Below are 16,680 nucleotides of genomic sequence, written 5' to 3' on the forward strand. Positions count from 1 at the left end.
GTTATCCCTCACGCAGTGCGGCGAGCTGGCCCGCGTACATCTGCGCCTTGATGGCCGCGAGGGTGCCCGGGGTCTTGCCGGTGAGGGCTCTGGCCCTGGTCAGTGCCGAGGCCAGTACCTCGTCCTCGGGCACCGCCTCGTCGACCAGGCCGGCCGCCGCGGCTGCCTCGCCGCCGAAGCGCCTGCCGGTGGTCATGGCCTCGTGGGCCGCCGCTGGGGTGAGCTTGCACTGGATCAGGGCGGCCATGCCGGGCGTGAACGGGATGTCGATGTCCACCTCCGGCAGGCAGAAGAAGCCGCGGTCGGCACGCATCACGCGGAAGTCGTGGGCGAGGGCCAGCATCGCGCCCGCCGCGAAGACGTGGCCGGGGATGGCGGCGACGGTCGGGACGGGGAAGGCCAGCATGCGGGCGAGGAGGCCCTGCACGGTCGCGACGTAGCTCTGCAGCTCGTCGCCGTGCCCGCCGAGCCAGTCGAGGTCGAGGCCGTTGGAGTAGATACGGCTGCTCGCGGTGGTGACGAGTGGCGCCGGGTCCGCTTCCACCTGGTCGAGCGCCGCGTTGACCTCGGCGAGCCAGTCGGGGTGGAAGCGGTTCTCCCCGTCACCCAGGTCGAGCACGTGCACGTCGTCGCGTTTGAGCGTGGGCATGCCGCCGAGGGTACTGGCCGGTAACTTAGTCGGCCAGGATCTCGGTGAGCACGTGGCGGGAGTTCGCGGCCAGCGCGGGGTTGGTGTGCTGGTAGTAGGGCAGCTGGATGACCGAGATCGACAGCGCCCAGCCCCTGCCGCGGCGCCAGGTGTCGTCGTCGACGTCGAGCGCGTCCCGGAAGGCCCGCCGTTCGGCGGCGGGCAGCAGGTTCCACGCGACGATCAGGTCGACGGTCGGGTCACCGACCCCGGCGGCACCCCAGTCGATGACGGCGGCGAGCCTGCCGTCGCGCACCAGGAGGTTGCCTGGCGACAGGTCCGCGTGTGCCCAGGCCTGCGGGCCGGTTCTCGGCGGGACGCGCAGGGCGTCGTCCCAGACGGCGGTGATCGCGGCGGTGTCGGCGAGGCCCTCGGACGCCGCGATCGCCGCGCGGGTCGGCGCGTCGCGGGTCGCCAGCGGCATCCCCCGGCCTGCCTTCGGTGCGCCTGCCGGGTCGACCCGGCGCAGCGCGGTGACGAACGCGGCGAGGTCGTGCGCGAGGCCAGGCTCGCCTGCGACCGGGTTCGTACCGGGGAGCCAGCGGCAGACCGTCCACGGGTAGGGGTAGTCGCCGGTCGGGGTGCCGACGCCGACCGGTTCGGGCACCGCGACGGGCAGGTGCGGCGCGAGCCGTGGCACCCACTCCCGCTCGGCGGCCACGTTGCCCGCGGCTCCCGCGATGCGCGGGAGCCGGACGGCGAGGTCGTCGCCGAGCCGGAACATGGCGTTGTCGGTGCCCGAGGAGGCGACCGGCTCGACGGGCAGGCCGGCCCAGTCCGGGAACTGCGCTGCGACGAGCCGCGTCACGAGCGCCACGTCGATGTCCGCCTCGTCGGCATGCATCCTCACGCCGACGATCATCCGTCAGCGGTCAAGCGGGATTCAGCGACAGTTCCAGCGCGTCGAGCAGCCAGCCGTGCCAGCTGCCGGTCGTGGTCGCCTCGCCGCTCACCTCGCCGACGAGCGTCCAGTACCGGAGCATCCGGGGGTCGCGGTCGGGGGCCGTGTAGGCGTGCAGCTCACGCCGGAACTCGGGGGTGTCCCGGCGGCCACGGACGGCCGCGTGCGCGTCGACGAACTGGTCCAGCTCGGCCCCCGGCGACGGCCGCAGTCCGGCCGCTACCAGCGGCACCACCAGCTCACACGCCGCGCCGACGGCGGTGAGCAGCGCGGTCTCGTCGAGGTGTGCGTGTGCTCTCGCGCGGTCGACGAACGGCGCGGCCAGCGCACTCGTCAGCGTCACCAGCTCCGCGTACGCGACCACCTGCTCCGGGGTCGGGTCGGCGGGTGGTTCCGGCACGTTCATGGCCACGAACGTGTGGAACAGCTCGGGCGGCAGCGGTGCGGCGAAGAAGCGGCGCCAGAAGGCGACCAGCTCGTCGCGTGCGGCGCGGCCGTCGTGCGCGGCGGACAGCAGGGCGAGCCGCTCGGCACGGTCGGCGGCATCGGCCTGCTCCACCGCCCGCAACGCGGCCCGCCGCCAGGCGAGAGCAGTCAGCTCGGCGTCCGTCCTCGCCCGCTCGACCGCGATGGCCTCGGCGAGTGCGCGACGGCCGGTGAGCACGTCGGTGATGGCGGGCAGGCCGAGCCCGAGTGCCCGCAGCCGCCGGACGAGGGTGAGCCGGTCGACCGCCCCCGCGTCGAAGCGGCGGTGGCCGCCCGCGCTGCGCACGGACTCCAGGACGCCCTCGTCGCAGTAGAAGCGGATCGTGCGGACGGGCACGCCGGTCCGCAGCGACAGGTCGCCGATGCCGTAGGACGTGTTCTGGGTCACGGTCGATTGCACCTCCACCCGGCTGGAGTTCCTACGGTACGGACATGGAGCTACGAGATCAGACCGCGGCTTTCGCCGAGGTCGTCGCCGGTGCCGACCCGTCGACGCGGGTGCCTGCGTGTCCCGACTGGCTGCTGCGCGACCTCGTCGGGCACATCGGCCAGGCGTCGCGGTGGGCGGCGGGCATCGTGCGGTCGGGGCCGAGCCCGGCACCCGACCCGCGTGACGCGGAACCCGGACCACCCGACGGCTGGACCGACTGGTTGCTGGCCGGTGCGGACGAGCTGCTGGCCGAGGTCGAGGCCGCGGAAGCGCCGGTGTGGACGGTGGTGGGGCCGGGGCCGGCGAGCTGGTGGGTGCGGCGCCTGCTCTCGGACCTGGTCGTGCACACGGCGGACGCGGCGTTCACCGTCGGCGCACCCTTCGGGGTGAGCACCGCGCTCGCGGCGGACACGATCGCCGAGGCGCTGAACCTGTTGGGCCTGGCCAAGATCCGCGGCGACCGAACGGGCACGATCGCGCTGCGTCCGTCCACGGGCGACGGTTGGCTGATCGCCCGGCCCGACTGGCGACGAGGCGCCGGTGATGCGGACGTGACGCTGTCCGGGTCCACTCAGGACCTCCTGCTGGTCCTCATGCGACGGTTGCCACTCGATCACGTCTCCGTCACCGGCGACCGGCGGTTGGTCGAGGAGCTACTGACCTACGAACTGTGAACAGAGCGCGGCGACCTCGTCCGCGTCGGTCTCGAAGTGGTCGTGGCCGGCAGGCACGGTCACGCCCGCGTAGGACACGTCGCCGGGCCGGCTCGTGCCGGTCGGGCGGCGGGGGCCGGCATGCAGGTCACGCACTCCGGTTGCCGCCACGACCCGCTCGGCGTTCGCCGCACGCACCCCGCCACAGGCCATGACGGTCACGTCCGTCCGGCCGGCCAGCTCCCTGATGAGTGGCGCGCCGTCGAGTGCGGAGCGGCGGCGGCCGGACGTCAGCACCCGCGTGAAACCCAGCTCCGCCAGCCGGTCCACGGCACGCAGGGAGTCCGCGCTGACGTCGACGGCCCGGTGGAACGTCGTCTCGAGGCCCGCCGCCGCCTCGACGAACGCCGCACAGGCGTCGGCCACCGTGCCGTCCTCGGCCAGTGCCCCGACCACGACGCCGGTCGCGCCGTGCTCCCTGGCGACGGCGATGTCCCGGACGATCAGGTCCAGCTCGTCGCGGGTGTAGTGGAAGTCGCCGGGCCGAGGGCGGATCAGGGCGTGCACCTCGACCAGCTCGGCCGCGGCCTCGACGAGCGCGGCGCTCGGCGTGAGGCCGCCGTCGCTCAGGCCTGCGCACAGCTCGACCCGTGCGGCACCCGCCCGCGCCGCCACCCGCGCACCCTGCACCGACTCGATGCTGATCTCCACTCGCATGCGGACCAGTATCGAGTGTGACGCAGGACACATCGAACCGAGAACCTGCCGCGCAGGGCCGATCGTCTAGCCGGACATGCCTGATGAGGAGACGCTGCTGCGCCGGGTCGCGAAAGGCGACCGGGCGGCGTTCGAGCAGCTGTACCGGCGGACGGCGCCCTGGCTGGCGGTGCGGCTGCGCCGCCGGTGTGCGGACGACCAGCTGGTCGCCGAGGTCATGCAGGACACGTACCTGGCGGTGTGGCGTGCGGCAGGCGGGTTCGCGGGCGCGTCGGTCGACGGGTCGGCCGTGGGGTGGCTGTGGACGATCGCCGCACGCAGGCTCGTGGACGCGTTCCGGCGGCGGGCCCGCGAGTCCGTGCCGCCACTGACGGCCGAGCCGTCGTCACCTGCCGCGGAGGACGAGGCCCTGTCCGACGTGGTCGGCGACGAGGTCGGCGTTGCGCTGGGGATGCTGGCGCCGGAGCTGCGGGCCGTGCTGCAGGCCATGGTGGTCGACGGCCTCACGGTCCGGGAGACGGCGACGCTGCTCGGCGTCCCGGAGGGCACGGTCAAGACGAGGGCCCGCCGCGCCCGTCTGGCGATGAGGGAGGCGCTCTCATGACCTGGCACGCGTCCACCGAGCTGCTGCACCGCTACGCGGACGGCGATCCCGCGCTCGCGACCGACGTCGCGTGGGCGGTCGAGGTCCACCTGGAGTCCTGTGCGGACTGCCGGGCGAGGCTCGCGGCGGAGGCGACCGAGGTGGCGCCGCTCGTCGAGCAGGTCTGGGCCGGGCTCGACCTGGCCCCCGAGCCCGCACCCGTTCGGGGAAGGCTCTGGCTCACGACGTGGGCGACCCCGGCCATGGCGCCGTGGCTCGCCATGACGGTCCTCGTGACGCTCGCCGCCGTCGTCGCCGACTGGCTGACCGACGGGACCTACCCGTCGATCGCCCTGCTGTTGGCGCCGGTAGCGCCTGTCGCGGGGGTCGCGGCGGCGTGGGCCAGGGGCATGGACCCGGCACACGAGCTGGTCGCCGCGACACCGAGGGCCGGGCTGTACCTGGTGCTGCGCCGGACGCTCGCGGTGCTCGTCGTGGTGATCCCGCTGCTGGCGCTCGGCACGTGGACCTCACCCGTCCGGTGGCTGCTCCCGTGCCTCGCGTTCACCGTGGCCACGCTCGCGCTCGGCGGGTTCGTCGGCCTGCGGCGCGCGGCGGTGGGACTGGTCGTGGCGTGGGCGCTGTTCGTCGTCGGCCCGAGCCTCGTCACGGCACGCGTCCCGGTGGTGCTCGAACCGGCCGCGCTCGGGGTCTGGGCCGCCGTGACCGTCGTGTGCGCCGCCGTGGTCCGGCTGCGCGCCACCGTCTACACCCGACTGGAAAGCTGATGGGAGACAACGGAATGCCTCGCACGGTCAGTGCGGCCGAGATCGCGCCGACGACCTACCCGTTCGAGATCCACGCGCAGGGCCTGCGGGTCCGTGCCGGGCGGCGGATGGCGGTGGACGGGGTGGACCTGTCGCTGGCCAACGGCGTGCACGGCCTGCTCGGCCCCAACGGCGCGGGCAAGACGACGCTCATCCGCGCACTGGCGACCGTGCTGCGGCCCGCGGGTGGCTCGCTGTCGCTGCTCGGTGGCGCGGGCCAGCGGGAGGTTCGCCGCAGACTCGGTTACCTGCCACAGGACTTCGGTTTCTACCGGCGGTTCACGGTGCGTGAGTTCGTCGAGTACATGGCATGGCTCAAGGAGATGCCGAAGGCGGAGGTGCCCGGCGCGGTGCAGCGTGCGATCGAGCGGGTCGGGCTGGCCGACCGGGCGGACGACCGGATGAAGACGTTGTCCGGCGGCATGGTCCGGCGGGCCGGCATCGCGCAGGCACTCGTCAACGACCCGGCGGTCCTGCTGCTCGACGAGCCGACCGCGGGGCTGGATCCCGCGCAGCGCATGCAGTTCCGGCAGCTGCTGCGCGAGCTGACCGACACGTGTGTCGTGGTGTCCACGCACCTGGTCGAGGACGTGGCCGCCGCGTGCACGGACGTGGTCCTGCTCGACGCGGGCCGGGTCGTGTTCCAGGGCACGACCGCGCAACTGCAGGCCGCGGGCTCGGACGCCGACCCGGGTGACAGCCCGCTGGAACGCGGCTACTCGGCACTGCTGGCCGGGGAGGCGAGCCGATGATCCTGCGTACCGAGCTGCGTCGCTCGACCGCGCCGGTGGTCGGCATCACGCTCCCGGTGCTCTCGCTCGCGCTCCTGTACTCGACGACCGGGCCGTGGGGCAAGACGACCGCGCCGTGGGACGAGCAGTGGATCGGGCTCGCGCAGTGGACGCGCTACCTCTCGCTGTTCCTGCTACCGCTGGTCCTGGGGGCCGGCGCGTGGCAGGGCATGCGGGAGCGGCGGTCCGGGGTCCTGGAACTGTTCGCCAGCACACCGAGGACCGCCTGGCGGCGGGTGCTGCCGACCGCCTGCGCCGTGGGACTGGCGCTCACCGCCGGCTACCTCGTCCTGCTCGTCTTCGGTGGGGTGCGGGTGACGAAGACCGCGAGCTACTTCCCGGTCGGGTGGTTGCCGGTGGCCGGCGTGATGGTCCTGGCCCTCGTCGGCGTCGCGCTGCTCGGCGCGGGCATCGGCAGGCTCGTGCCGTGGCTGGTGGCGCCGCCGGTGCTGGCCGTGGCGCTGCTCGCCGGGCTGGTCGTCCTCGACCAGGCCGGCTGGCCTCGGCTGCTGACGCCCGTGTTCAGCGGCCTGGAGGTCGGCGTCCACACGTCGGTGGCCGGGTCCGTCACCGTCTCGCAGGCGTTGTGGTTCACCGGGATCGGGTTGACCGGCTTCGGGCTGCTCTTCGCGACGAAGGCCACGACCCGGGTCGCCGCGTTGCTGCCGGTCGTGCTGGGCGCCGCCGTCGCCGTGCCCGTCCTGTCCGGTGTGGACAGCGTGGTGGTCGCGGACCCGGCCGCGCGGGCACTGGTGTGTGACGACGACGGGCCGAGGGTGTGTGTCACGCGTGCCCACGCCGACTACCTGCCCGCGATCACCGGGCCCGCCCGCAGGGCGTTGACACTGCTGGGAAGGCTCCCGTCGCCGCCGACCTCGGTCGTGGAGATGGTGCCGGAGGAGCGGCTGCGGGCACCGGCCGGCGCGACACCGGTGTTCATCCTCACGCTGCCGCTGCCGGACCCGGACGAACTCGAGACGCGGATACTCGGCAGCGTCGGTGCGCCGGACTGCGGGCTGACCTACGACTGGGAGGCCTCCGATCGGCTCATCGCCGCCCGGATCATCGTGGCGGGGTGGTTGACCGGCGAGCTGAAACCGGTGCCCGGCATCAACTACGTGTGGGACAGGCTGCGGTCGGACATCGAGGACACGTGGCGGGCACTGCGTGCGCTGCCGCCCGCCGAGCAGGCGAGCCGGGTGGCCGCGCTGCGGGAGGCCGCGGTGTTCTGCCGTGGCGAGGTGACGGGGCTGTGAGGTTGCTGGTGCTGTACCTGCGGTCACGGCAGGTGGCGGCCGGGGCCGTCGGCGGGATCGCCTGCGTGGTCGTGCTCGGGGTGCTGGCGGGCGACTCGGACTCCTTCCGGCTGCTCCTGGGGATCTTCGGGCTCGTCGCGGTGACCTCGGTGACGGCGGTAGGGCTGGCCGGCCAGGACCCCGCGCTGGAAAGGACCGCTGCGCTGGACTGGCGCTGGCGCCGGGCCACGCACGTGGTGGCGATCGGCGGGCTGACGGTGCTCCTCGGCGTCGTCGCCGGGCCGCCGGTCGCGACCGAGATCGTCGTGCGTGACGGGATCGGGCTCACCGGGCTGGCGGCGTTGGGCGTCACCGTGCTGGGCAGTGGGCTCGCGTGGTGCGTGCCGATGGCGTGGACGGTGGTGGCGGTGGGCGCGAGGATGGCGAACGAGCCACCCGCCGCGCCGCTGGTCACCTGGCTGCTCCAGCCGACCGGTACGGCGGCGGCGAGCCTCGCGGCAGGAGTCCTGGGGATCACGGGGCTGCTGGTCTACTCGCTGCGGGGACCCAGGACCCAGTAGCGACGTCGGCTCCGCTCAGTAACGCTCCGCGTACCAGCCGGGCGGCTCGCCGAACATGTTCTTGAAGTCGCGGATGAAGTGGCCCTGGTCGGCGTAGCCGAGGTCCGCCGCGAGGGCCGCCCAGTCGATCTCGCCGCCTGCCGCCATGCGTTCGGTCACCTCGCGCAGGCGGTAGCGGCGGATCACCCACTTGGGCCCGACACCGACGTGCTCGGCGAACAGCCGCTGCAGCCCGCGCACGCTCGTCCCGCACTCGGCGGCGAGCTTCTCGACCCTGGTCAGCCCGGGGGTGGCCACGATCGACGCGACCGCGTCGGCCGCCTCGGTCACCCTCGGGTCGGCTGCGGGCAGGCGGTCGAGCAGGAACGCCTCGATCGCCGCCGCGTCCGGGTCGGTCGGCAGGCCGGGGCCGAAGACCTCGGCCGCGGGCAGCACCCGGTCGGTGATGGTCGAGACCGACGCACCGAGGAACGGCCGGAAGCAACCGGGCCGGAACGCGACGCCGAACACGTGGCCCGCGCCGTCGAGGACCTTGTACTGGTGACCGGTGACGACACCGTTCACGTCCACGCGGTCCGCGCCGAACGACAGGTGCACGTTCGGGAACGGCACGATCTTCTGCCGGTACGGCTCGGCGTAGTCCCAGCGCGCCTCCCAGTACCGCTCCACCCACGGCGCGAGCGCGGGCGACGGCTCGTGGTAACCGTGCCGCTGGTACCTGGTCCACGCACTCCGCAGCTCGCGGGCGTCCCTCCCCACGCGGCCGAGTCTATGTCGCGATTCTTCAATACCGCGCCCGTACGGCTCCCCTAGCGTCGCCGCCATGTCACATCTGTCCAACGCGGCCGGGGCCATGGCCGCCGTCGCCGAGACCATCACCGCCGACCAGCTCGCCGAGCGCACGCCCTGCACCGACTACGACGTACGCGGGCTGGTCAACCACCTGCTGTTCTGGGCCCCGTCGCTCGCCGCCGCAGGCCGCAAGGAGATCGTGCCGCCACCAGCCGCGACGGAGTCCGATGTGGACCTGACGTCGGGTGACTGGCACGCGGTCCTGCTCGCGGACCTGGACGACATGGTGTCCTCGTGGGCGCCGGAGTCGGCATGGGCCGGCGAGACCCGTTTCGTCGGGCCGACGATGCCTGCCGCGGCCATCGGCGACATGATCATCTCCGAGCTGGCCGTGCACGCGTGGGACCTCGCGGCCGCGACCGGCCAGAAGCTCGACCTGCCGGACGACACACTGTCCTACCTGCTCCCCTCGGTCGCCGCCAACGCGGAGCAGGGTCGCGAGATGGGCCTGTTCGGGCCGGAGGTGACCGTCGCGGCCGAGGCACCCCCGCTGGACCGCGTCCTCGGGCTGACCGGGCGCGACCCCGCCTGGACGTAGCATCCTTCACGTGATGCCGGTCACATCTGGCGCGAGCTGTCGAAGCGTGGTGCGGTGGCTCCGACGTCCCGGCCGAACGTCATCGAGACAAGGAGTACACCGTGAAGTACATGATCCTGCACTACGCCTCCCAGGCCGACTACGACGCGATGGCCGGCAAGGAGAACGCGGCGGGCCCGGCGTGGAAGCCGGAGGAGGTCGCCGCGATGGGTGAGTTCATGGGCAGGTGGACGGGCGAGCTGGTGGAGTCGGGCGAGTTCGTCGACGCCGCCGGCCTGGCCGCACCGGTCCACACGCGACGCGTCGGCGCGGGCAACGTCGTCACCGACGGCCCGTACGCGGAGACCGCCGAGGTGCTGGTCGGCTACACGATCGTGGATGTCGCGAGCTTCGACCGCGCGACCGAGATCGCCGCCAAGCTGGACGACACCCCCGCGCCGGAGCACGTGCGCAGCCGTGCGTACGTCGACGTCCGGCCACTCATGAGTGGTCTGGAAGAGCTGAACGCGTGACAGTCGCGATCGAGGGCCTGCTGCGTGAGCTGGCGCCGCAGGCCCTCGGCGCGGTCGTCCGGCGCTACGGCCACTTCGACACGGCCGAGGACGCGGTCCAGGAGGCCATGATCGCGGCGGCGACCCAGTGGCCGCGTGACGGCCTCCCCGACGACCCGCGTGCGTGGCTGATCGCGGTCACGGCCCGGCGACTGACGGACCTGCTGCGTGCCGAGCAGGCCAGGCAGCGCCGCGAGAACACCTGGACACTCGCCCCGACCTCACCTCCGGCCGACGACCTCGACGGCGCTGAACCACGCGGTGGCGGTCGCGATGGCCCGCGGCCCGGCGCAGGCACTGTCCCTGGTGGACGCCCTGGCGATGGACAAGCGGCTGACCGGCCACCACCGCCTGCACGCGGTGCGCGCGCACCTGCTGGAGATGTCCGGCGACACCGAGGGCGCCCTCGCCGAGTACCGCCTCGCCGCCGGGCTGACCCGCTCGCTGCCGGAGCAGCGGTACCTGCACACGAGGGCGGCGGCCCTGGCCACGCGAACGCGACATCCATCCTGGCCAGCACGTCCGGGTCAGCCAGGGTGAGGTCGTCGACCTCGGTGTCCGGCCTGGACAGTCGATGGTCAGGAGGCGGCGGCCCGCTCGTCGGCCGGCCTGCGGCGCAGGCGTGCGTCGGTCAGCCACGGCGGCAGGAACGCGCCGTCCGCGCGGTAGAGGTCGGTGCCGGGCGGCACGATCTCGTCGATGCAGTCCAGTGTGGCGTCGTCGAGGACCAGGGACGCGCCCTTCAGCGTGTCCGTCAGGTGCTCCATCGTGCGGGGTCCGGTGATCACCGACGTCACGGCCGGGTGCGCCGCCGCGAACGCGACGGCCAACTCCGGCAGCGTGCACCCGATGCCGTCCGCCACCTCGACGAACCGCTCGACGGCGTCGAGCTTGCCCTGGTTGACGGGCAGTGCCGGGTCGAACCGCTGCGGCTGCAGCTTCGCGCGGCCCGAGGTCATGTCGACCTGCCCGCGCCGGACCTTCCCCGACAGGAACCCCGCCGCGAGCGGGCTCCAGGTGAGCACGCCCATGCCGAGCCGCGCGGCCGTCGGTAGCATCGAGGTCTCGATTCCCCGTGCCAGCAGCGAGTACGGCGGCTGCTCGGTGCGGAACCGTTGCAGGCAACGGCGTTGCGCGACGTGGTAGGCCTCGACGATGTCCGAGGGCGGGAAGGTCGACGAGCCGAAGGCTCGGATCTTGCCTGCCCGCACGAGGTCCGTCAGCGCGGACAGGGTCTCCTCGATGTCGGTCGTGTGGTCCGGGCGGTGGATCTGGTAGAGGTCGATCCAGTCCGTCTTCAGTCGCCGCAGGCTCTGCTCGACCTCGTGGACGATCCACCGCCGCGAGTTGCCCCCTTTGTTGGGCCCGTCACCGACCGGGAAGTGCACCTTGGTGGCGAGCACGACGTCGTCCCGCCTGCCCGCCAGTGCCTTGCCCACGATCTCCTCCGACTCGCCCGCCGAGTACACGTCGGCCGTGTCGACGAAGTTGATCCCCGCGTCGAGTGCCGTGTGGATGATCCGCACGCAGTCGTCGTGATCGGTGTTGCCGGCGGCACCGAACATCATCGTGCCGAGGCAGTGGACGCTCACCTTGATCCCGGTGCCACCCAGTACGCGATACCGCAACGTTCCTCCCCTTGGACGTGGTGTGCGGACCGTACTGGCTGGAGTTCGCTCCAGGTCAAGTGTCAGTCGACACGCGTGGCGACCAGGGCGAGGGTGAAACGCAGCCTGCGGCCGGTCATGCCCTTCATGGCGGTGACGCCCCACGCGTAGCGGTCGACCTCTGCGGTCGCGCGGAGCTGGAGGCGGTTGTCGAGCACGCGGACCTCGTCGATGTGGACGGTCAGCGGTTCGGTGCGGCCCCTGACGGTGAGCGTGCCGACCAGGTCGTCGCCGGAGACGCCGTTCGCCACGAAGGTGATGTCCGGGTGGTGGGCCGTGTCGAGGAACTTCTCGGACCTGACGGTGTCGTCGCGGGCGGGCAGGCCGGTGTCGAAGCCCGTCGCGTCGACGACGGCGCGGACCAGGGAGGTCTCGACGGGCTCCGCGACGTGCACGACACCCTCGCGGAGGGGGAAGGTGCCCCGGACCGGAGCCAGCCCGAACATGTGGCGCGTGGCGAACTCGACGCTCGACTCGCCCGGCTCGATGCGGTAGGCGCCGCGGGTGGGGGCCTCGATGGTGGCGGTGGTGGTGCTCATGGCTGGTGTCCTTCCACGTTGTCCTGCTGCGATGGCACAACTGTGGCCGGTTGCGGGGTGACCACACATCGGTCCGGTGGCGAGGCCCGATTCGACTTTGGTCGATGGTCGGCGGGTCGTTCGGCTCGTACGCTCGACCCGTGTCATACGAGTTGTGCGGTAAGCGGTTGTGGGTGACGACGGGCGTCATCGCCGTGTTCGTCGCGGCGGTGGCCGTCGGGGACTACTCCTCGGGGACGCGCGGGGTGCCGTTCGTCGTCGAGGTGGGCGTCGGGCTGGCCGGGATCGCGTTGTTCCCGTTGCTCATCAGGCAGGGCTTGCCGGTCGCGCTGGCGCTGGTCGCGCTCTCGACCGTCGCCGGGACCGGCACCCCGCTCGCGAACATCGCCGTCATCCACGTCGCACGAACCCGCCAGCTGCCGGTCGCCGTCGCGGTGGGTGTCGCGGGGATCGCGGCGCACGCCGTGCGCTGGCTGTGGCATCCGATCAACGGCCTCACGTTCGGCTGGTACGTCGTGCTCGTGGTGGCCCTGCACGCCGGGCTCGTCGGGTGGGGCGCGCTCGCCGCGGCCCGCGCCGCGGTGATCAACTCGCTGCGGGAGCGGGCGGAACGCGCCGAGGCCGAGCAGGGCAGGCGCGTCGCCGAGGCCCGCGCGGCCGAACGGGCGACCATCGCCCGTGAGATGCACGACGTGCTCGCGCACCGGCTATCGCTGCTCGCCACGTACGCGGGCGCCCTCGAGTTCCGCCCCGACCAGTCACCGGAACGGCTGTCCCAGGCAGCCGGCGTCATACGATCGACAGTTCACCAGGCGTTGAACGAACTACGCGACGTGATCGCCCTCCTGCGCGACGAGCCGGACGACCTGGCACGGCCGGTGCCCGCGCTGTCCGACCTGCCGTCGCTGGTGGCGGAGTCCCGCGCGATCGGCACACCGGTGGAGCTGACGGACGCGGTGGGCGAGGCGGAGGTGCCCGGCACGACCGGCAGGACCGCCTACCGGGTGGTGCAGGAGGCGCTGACGAACGCACGCAAGCACGCGCCGGGCCAGCCGGTACGGATCGCGCTGGACGGCGAGCCGGGCACGACGCTGACGATCGCCGTGTCGAACCCGCTGGGTGGGACGTCGGTGATCCCGGGCTCGGGGACGGGCCTGGTGGGGCTGACCGAGCGGGTTCGACTGGTGGGTGGGCAGCTGGACCACCGCGTGACCGCGACGGAGTTCCTGGTGTCGGCGTCGCTACCGTGGCCGGCATGATCCGTGTGCTGGTGGTGGACGACGACGCGCTGGTCCGCTCCGGGTTGACGATGATGCTCGACGGCGCGGACGGCCTGCGCGTGGTCGGCGAGGCAGGCGACGGTGACCAGGTCACGGCCGCACTCGACGCCCACCCGACGGACGTGGTGCTGATGGACATCCGCATGCCGCGCGTGAACGGCATCGCGGCGACGGCCCGGGTCAGGGCGAGGTCGAACCCGCCGGAGGTGATCGTCCTGACGACCTTCGACTCGGACGAGAACGTCCTGCGTGCCCTGCGTGCGGGGGCGAGCGGGTTCCTGCTGAAGGACGCGCCGCCTGCCGAGATCGCGTCGGCCATCCGCCGGGTGGCGGCAGGCGAGCCGATCCTGTCGCCGAGGATCACCCGCCGCCTGATGGACCGAGCCGCGACGGAGGCGGGTGCGTACTCGCAGGCCCGGTCGGCGCTGGCCGGCCTGTCGGCCCGTGAGCACGACGTGGCGGTGGCCGTGGGCCGAGGCAGGACGAACGCCGAGATAGCGACGGAACTACACGTCAGCGTGGCGACGGTGAAGGCCCACGTGACCCGCGTACTGACGAAGCTCGACGTCGGCAACCGCACCCAGATAGCCCTACTGGTCCACGACGCCGGCCTGGTCTGACCGGCTGGTACCGGGCGGTCAAGCACGCCACCCGGACGGCGGAACCTGTCGGTACCGCATTGCCGCGGGCACGGTTCGGGTCGACCATCTAGTTGTGCTGGAACTACTTTCGCGCCGCTGGCCGCTCGTCGTGCTGCGTGGTGTCGTGGCCATCCTCTTCGGGATCATCGCCATTCTGTGGCCCGAGATCACCGTCCTGTCGCTGGCCCTGCTGTTCGGGGCCTACACGCTGATCGACGGGATCGCCGCCCTGAGCACGGGGTTCGGCAACCGAACCCCCGGCGCCGACCGGATGTACATGATCATCCTGGGGATACTCGGTGTCGTCGCTGGGATTCTGGCGCTCGCGTGGCCGCAGATCACGGTGATCGTGTTGCTCGTGATCATCGCTGTGTGGGCGATCGTCGCCGGGGCCACGCAGATCGCCGCCGCCGTGCGGTTGCGGCGGGTCATTCGCAACGAGTGGTTCCTCGCCCTCTCCGGGGTCGTCGTCCTCGTGCTGGGCTTCCTTCTGATCATGCAGCCGGCCGAAGGGGCGATCGCGTTGATCGTCGCGATCGCCACCTTCGCCCTGGCTTGGGGAATCGTTCTTGTCGTGCTCGGGTTTCGGCTTCGCGCACTCGGCCGAACCGTCAGCGCAGCCCCGCTCGCCTAGCCACCTTCCCGAGCAGTTCCGGGTCGTCGGAGATCAGGCCGTCGACCCCCAGTGCGATCACGCGGTCCATGGTCGGCTCGTCGTCGACCGTGTACGGGACGACCTTCAGGCCGTACCGCTGCTGCAGCACGGAAACCGACGGGCCGTGGTAGTACGCGGGGTCCGTGCGCAGGTACCAGTCGGCGTTGGCGACCGCGGTCTGCGCCGGGTCGTGCACCTGCCAGTTCGACGACACCGTCGACGCGCCCGCGGCACGGGTCAGCGCACCCAGATCCCTGAACCGCCACCAGTCGAGGCCGCCCGTCCACGGGCTCTTCACCGACGGGTCGCCGTACTCGGCCTGCAGTGAGCACTCGTCCGCCAGTGTCCGGCACTCCGCCGGACCGTACTGCCAGACCAGCGCGACCGTCTCGATCCTCGGGTTCAGCGCACGCGCGTACCGGATGGTCCGCCAGTCGAACGACTGGATCGTCGTCCGCTTCTCCCAGCCCCGCAACGCGGATACGAGCTTCCGCGTGAACGTGCGGTAGTCCACTGTGTCCTGGACGAGCGGGCTGATCTTCGTCTCGATGTTCAGGCGGATGTCGCCTCGGGTCCTCGCCACGTCCAGGACCTCCCGCAGCGTCGGGATCTTCTCCCCCGGCACCGCCTGCTGGTTCGGGAACTCGGGCAACGTCTTGCTTCCGCAGTCGATCGTGCGCAGCTGCGCGAACGACAGGTCCCTGATCAGCTTGCCCACGTAGGGAAAGGCGGGATCGCCCGGCCGGACCGGTGCGGTGTCGACGCAGTGCGCGCCGTTGACCGCGCGGTCGTGGCTCACCAGGAGCACACCGTCGCGCGTCACGCCCGTGTCCAGCTCAAGAGTGGACACGTCGGGCATGCCGACCGCGTTGCGGAACGCCGCGAGCGTGTTCTCCGGCCGCACGGCCCGGCCACCTCGGTGGGCCTGGATGTCGAACGGCGACGCGTACGCACGCGGCAGCCTGAAGTGGTTCTCCGCCGCGACCTGGCGCAGCCGGTCGGGGTAGTCGGTGATGAGGCCGTCGACGCCGTCCGCCACCAGCTTGCGCATGGTGGGCTGGTCGTCGACTGTCCACGGCACGACCTTGATCCCGTTGCGGTGCGCCTCGCGGACCATGTCGGCGGTCACGTACGGCCGGTAGTCCGGGTCGGTCACCTTGCCGTTCTGCGGGAAACCGTGCACCGGCGAGAACGTGGTGGCGCCGAACGTCCTGATGGCCCTGATCGGGTTGCCCGCGAAGTCGTCGATGTCCAGGCCGCCCAGCCACGGCGACCTGCCCGGCTGTCCGGTCTGGAGGAAGTCGAAGTTGGTCAGTGCCACCAGCGGCAGGCGCGGCTCGACCTGGCGCATCCGCATCAGCGCGCCCCAGTCGAAGCTCTGGATGGTGACCCTGCGCAGCATGCCTGCCCTGCGGATCTCGTTGGCCGCGACCTGCACGAACTGTTCGCGCGGCGCGGTCTCCTGCGGCGCGCCCGCCTCGACCTTCGTCTCGAGGTTGAAGTGGACGTCGTCCGCGTGATAGCGCTTGACCAGGGCGAACACCTCGCTCAGCAGCGGCATCCGCGAGCCGGGGGTGGTCTCCTGCTGGGGGAACTCGGGCTGCTTGATCGAACCGCAGTCGAGTGTGCGGACCTGGGCGAGTGTCAGGTCCTTGACGTACTTGTTCACGTACGGGAACTCGGTGTCACCGGCGGTCGCGGGCGCGGTGTCGCGGCACTTGCCCCCCGTCACGCGCCGGTCGTGGGTGACGACCGCCTGTCCGTCCTCGGTGATCTGGATGTCCAGCTCGAGCGTGGTGACGCCGAGCCGCAGTGCGTTGCCGAAGGAGCTGAGGGTGTTCTCCGACCGCAGCCCGATGCCGCCGCGGTGCGCCTGGAGGTCGAACGCGCGATCGCCGTGGCCGCGGTCGGCGGTCGCGACGGCTGTCCCGCTGAACAGAAGCAGGCCGGCGAGTACGCCGGCTGTGTGCCTTCTCATGAGCGCACATCGTGGTTCGGGGTCCGGGCGACCCGGGGTGTGTGAGATTGCCCGGACGTGAACAGGTGGTGTACGCGGGGGGTTAAC

General features: G+C 72.2%; 20 protein-coding genes and 2 pseudogenes. 13 read left to right on the forward strand and 9 right to left on the reverse strand.

Going from position 1 to position 16,680, the window contains the following annotated elements; translation table 11 throughout:
* Position 1: 1 nt before the first annotated feature.
* Genes CLV71_RS14825 through CLV71_RS14835 form a run of 3 tightly spaced genes read right to left on the reverse strand, consistent with a single transcriptional unit; the run spans position 2 to position 2,463 of the window.
* A complete protein-coding gene (locus CLV71_RS14825; protein WP_133903341.1) occupies positions 2-649 on the reverse strand; it encodes an enoyl-CoA hydratase-related protein in 648 nt (215 codons plus the stop codon).
* 25 nt (positions 650-674) lie between these two features.
* Positions 675-1,532, reverse strand: a complete 858-nt coding sequence (locus tag CLV71_RS14830; protein WP_133903860.1) for an aminoglycoside phosphotransferase family protein — start codon at positions 1,530-1,532, stop codon at positions 675-677.
* A 28-nt stretch (positions 1,533-1,560) separates the two neighbouring features.
* Positions 1,561-2,463, reverse strand: a complete 903-nt coding sequence (locus CLV71_RS14835; protein WP_133903342.1) for a MerR family transcriptional regulator — start codon at positions 2,461-2,463, stop codon at positions 1,561-1,563.
* 44 nt (positions 2,464-2,507) lie between these two features.
* On the opposite strand from CLV71_RS14835, the gene CLV71_RS14840 reads away from it, so the two are divergent.
* Complete coding sequence (locus CLV71_RS14840; protein ID WP_133903343.1) at positions 2,508-3,179, forward strand: maleylpyruvate isomerase family mycothiol-dependent enzyme; 672 nt, start codon at positions 2,508-2,510, stop codon at positions 3,177-3,179.
* On the opposite strand, the gene CLV71_RS14845 is transcribed toward CLV71_RS14840, so the two are convergent.
* Entirely contained in the window at positions 3,159-3,875 is a 717-nt protein-coding gene (locus tag CLV71_RS14845; RefSeq protein WP_166664101.1) for a copper homeostasis protein CutC, read from the reverse strand. The genes CLV71_RS14840 and CLV71_RS14845 overlap by 21 nt on opposite strands.
* Positions 3,876-3,951: 76 nt before the next feature.
* Here CLV71_RS14845 and CLV71_RS14850 point away from each other — a divergent pair, with 76 nt between their 5' ends.
* From CLV71_RS14850 to CLV71_RS14870, 5 genes are read left to right on the forward strand one after another with little or no spacing between them, the layout of a single operon-like run.
* Entirely contained in the window at positions 3,952-4,479 is a 528-nt protein-coding gene (locus CLV71_RS14850) for an RNA polymerase sigma factor (RefSeq protein ID WP_133903345.1), read from the forward strand.
* Positions 4,476-5,246 carry a zf-HC2 domain-containing protein gene (locus tag CLV71_RS14855; RefSeq protein ID WP_133903346.1) on the forward strand — a complete coding sequence of 257 codons (771 nt, stop codon included), beginning with the start codon at positions 4,476-4,478 and terminating at the stop codon, positions 5,244-5,246. Before CLV71_RS14850 ends, CLV71_RS14855 begins: the two co-directional genes overlap by 4 nt.
* Positions 5,247-5,260: 14 nt before the next feature.
* Positions 5,261-6,037 carry an ABC transporter ATP-binding protein gene (locus CLV71_RS14860; protein WP_133903347.1) on the forward strand — a complete coding sequence of 259 codons (777 nt, stop codon included), beginning with the start codon at positions 5,261-5,263 and terminating at the stop codon, positions 6,035-6,037.
* The gene (locus tag CLV71_RS14865) at positions 6,034-7,332 is read left to right on the forward strand and encodes a hypothetical protein (RefSeq protein ID WP_133903348.1); all 1,299 of its coding nucleotides are present in this window, start codon (positions 6,034-6,036) and stop codon (positions 7,330-7,332) included. The genes CLV71_RS14860 and CLV71_RS14865 overlap by 4 nt, the downstream gene beginning before the upstream one ends.
* Positions 7,329-7,892, forward strand: coding sequence for a hypothetical protein (locus CLV71_RS14870; RefSeq protein ID WP_133903349.1), 564 nt, complete (start codon positions 7,329-7,331; stop codon positions 7,890-7,892). Before CLV71_RS14865 ends, CLV71_RS14870 begins: the two co-directional genes overlap by 4 nt.
* Before the next feature lie 15 nt (positions 7,893-7,907).
* Here CLV71_RS14870 and CLV71_RS14875 read toward each other — a convergent pair whose 3' ends face one another.
* The gene (locus tag CLV71_RS14875; protein ID WP_243866459.1) at positions 7,908-8,651 is read right to left on the reverse strand and encodes a helix-turn-helix domain-containing protein; all 744 of its coding nucleotides are present in this window, start codon (positions 8,649-8,651) and stop codon (positions 7,908-7,910) included.
* Positions 8,652-8,715: 64 nt separating this feature from the next.
* Between CLV71_RS14875 and CLV71_RS14880 the strand changes: the two genes are divergently transcribed.
* The 4 genes and pseudogenes from CLV71_RS14880 (at position 8,716) to CLV71_RS49280 (ending at position 10,373) form a co-directional block, all read left to right on the forward strand.
* A complete protein-coding gene (locus tag CLV71_RS14880) occupies positions 8,716-9,282 on the forward strand; it encodes a TIGR03086 family metal-binding protein (protein ID WP_133903350.1) in 567 nt (188 codons plus the stop codon).
* Between the two features lie 110 nt (positions 9,283-9,392).
* The gene (locus tag CLV71_RS14885) at positions 9,393-9,794 is read left to right on the forward strand and encodes a YciI family protein (RefSeq protein WP_243866534.1); all 402 of its coding nucleotides are present in this window, start codon (positions 9,393-9,395) and stop codon (positions 9,792-9,794) included.
* Positions 9,791-9,952: pseudogene (locus CLV71_RS49275) on the forward strand (RNA polymerase sigma factor); the annotation flags it as partial. The gene CLV71_RS14885 and the pseudogene CLV71_RS49275, both read left to right, overlap by 4 nt.
* A 49-nt stretch (positions 9,953-10,001) precedes the next feature.
* Positions 10,002-10,373 carry a hypothetical protein gene (locus CLV71_RS49280; protein WP_243866461.1) on the forward strand — a complete coding sequence of 124 codons (372 nt, stop codon included), beginning with the start codon at positions 10,002-10,004 and terminating at the stop codon, positions 10,371-10,373.
* A 38-nt stretch (positions 10,374-10,411) separates the two neighbouring features.
* Here CLV71_RS49280 and CLV71_RS14895 read toward each other — a convergent pair whose 3' ends face one another.
* Together CLV71_RS14895 and CLV71_RS14900 are read right to left on the reverse strand one after the other, a co-directional pair.
* Positions 10,412-11,461, reverse strand: a complete 1,050-nt coding sequence (locus CLV71_RS14895) for an aldo/keto reductase (RefSeq protein ID WP_133903352.1) — start codon at positions 11,459-11,461, stop codon at positions 10,412-10,414.
* 62 nt (positions 11,462-11,523) lie between these two features.
* On the reverse strand, positions 11,524-12,039 hold the full coding sequence (locus tag CLV71_RS14900) for a YceI family protein (protein WP_166664102.1): 516 nt from the start codon (positions 12,037-12,039) through the stop codon (positions 11,524-11,526).
* Between the two features lie 140 nt (positions 12,040-12,179).
* On the opposite strand from CLV71_RS14900, the gene CLV71_RS14905 reads away from it, so the two are divergent.
* The 3 genes from CLV71_RS14905 (at position 12,180) to CLV71_RS14915 (ending at position 14,594) form a co-directional block, all read left to right on the forward strand.
* Positions 12,180-13,298 (forward strand): sensor histidine kinase, encoded by a 1,119-nt coding sequence (locus CLV71_RS14905; RefSeq protein WP_243866463.1) that lies wholly within the window; start codon positions 12,180-12,182, stop codon positions 13,296-13,298.
* On the forward strand, positions 13,295-13,939 hold the full coding sequence (locus CLV71_RS14910) for a response regulator transcription factor (protein ID WP_133903355.1): 645 nt from the start codon (positions 13,295-13,297) through the stop codon (positions 13,937-13,939). Before CLV71_RS14905 ends, CLV71_RS14910 begins: the two co-directional genes overlap by 4 nt.
* Before the next feature lie 145 nt (positions 13,940-14,084).
* The gene (locus tag CLV71_RS14915; protein WP_208297571.1) at positions 14,085-14,594 is read left to right on the forward strand and encodes an HdeD family acid-resistance protein; all 510 of its coding nucleotides are present in this window, start codon (positions 14,085-14,087) and stop codon (positions 14,592-14,594) included.
* Here CLV71_RS14915 and CLV71_RS49285 read toward each other — a convergent pair.
* Together CLV71_RS49285 and CLV71_RS49290 are read right to left on the reverse strand one after the other, a co-directional pair.
* Positions 14,572-15,576: a glycerophosphodiester phosphodiesterase family protein gene (locus CLV71_RS49285; protein ID WP_279588738.1), complete on the reverse strand. Its 1,005-nt coding sequence runs from the start codon at positions 15,574-15,576 to the stop codon at positions 14,572-14,574. The genes CLV71_RS14915 and CLV71_RS49285 overlap by 23 nt on opposite strands.
* Positions 15,562-16,593 (reverse strand): annotated as a pseudogene (locus tag CLV71_RS49290) (glycerophosphodiester phosphodiesterase family protein); the annotation flags it as partial. The gene CLV71_RS49285 and the pseudogene CLV71_RS49290, both read right to left, overlap by 15 nt.
* Positions 16,594-16,680: the final 87 nt, after the last annotated feature.

It is taken from the genome of Actinophytocola oryzae, from assembly GCF_004364325.1.
GTDB classification, from domain to species: Bacteria; Actinomycetota; Actinomycetes; order Mycobacteriales; family Pseudonocardiaceae; genus Actinophytocola; species Actinophytocola oryzae.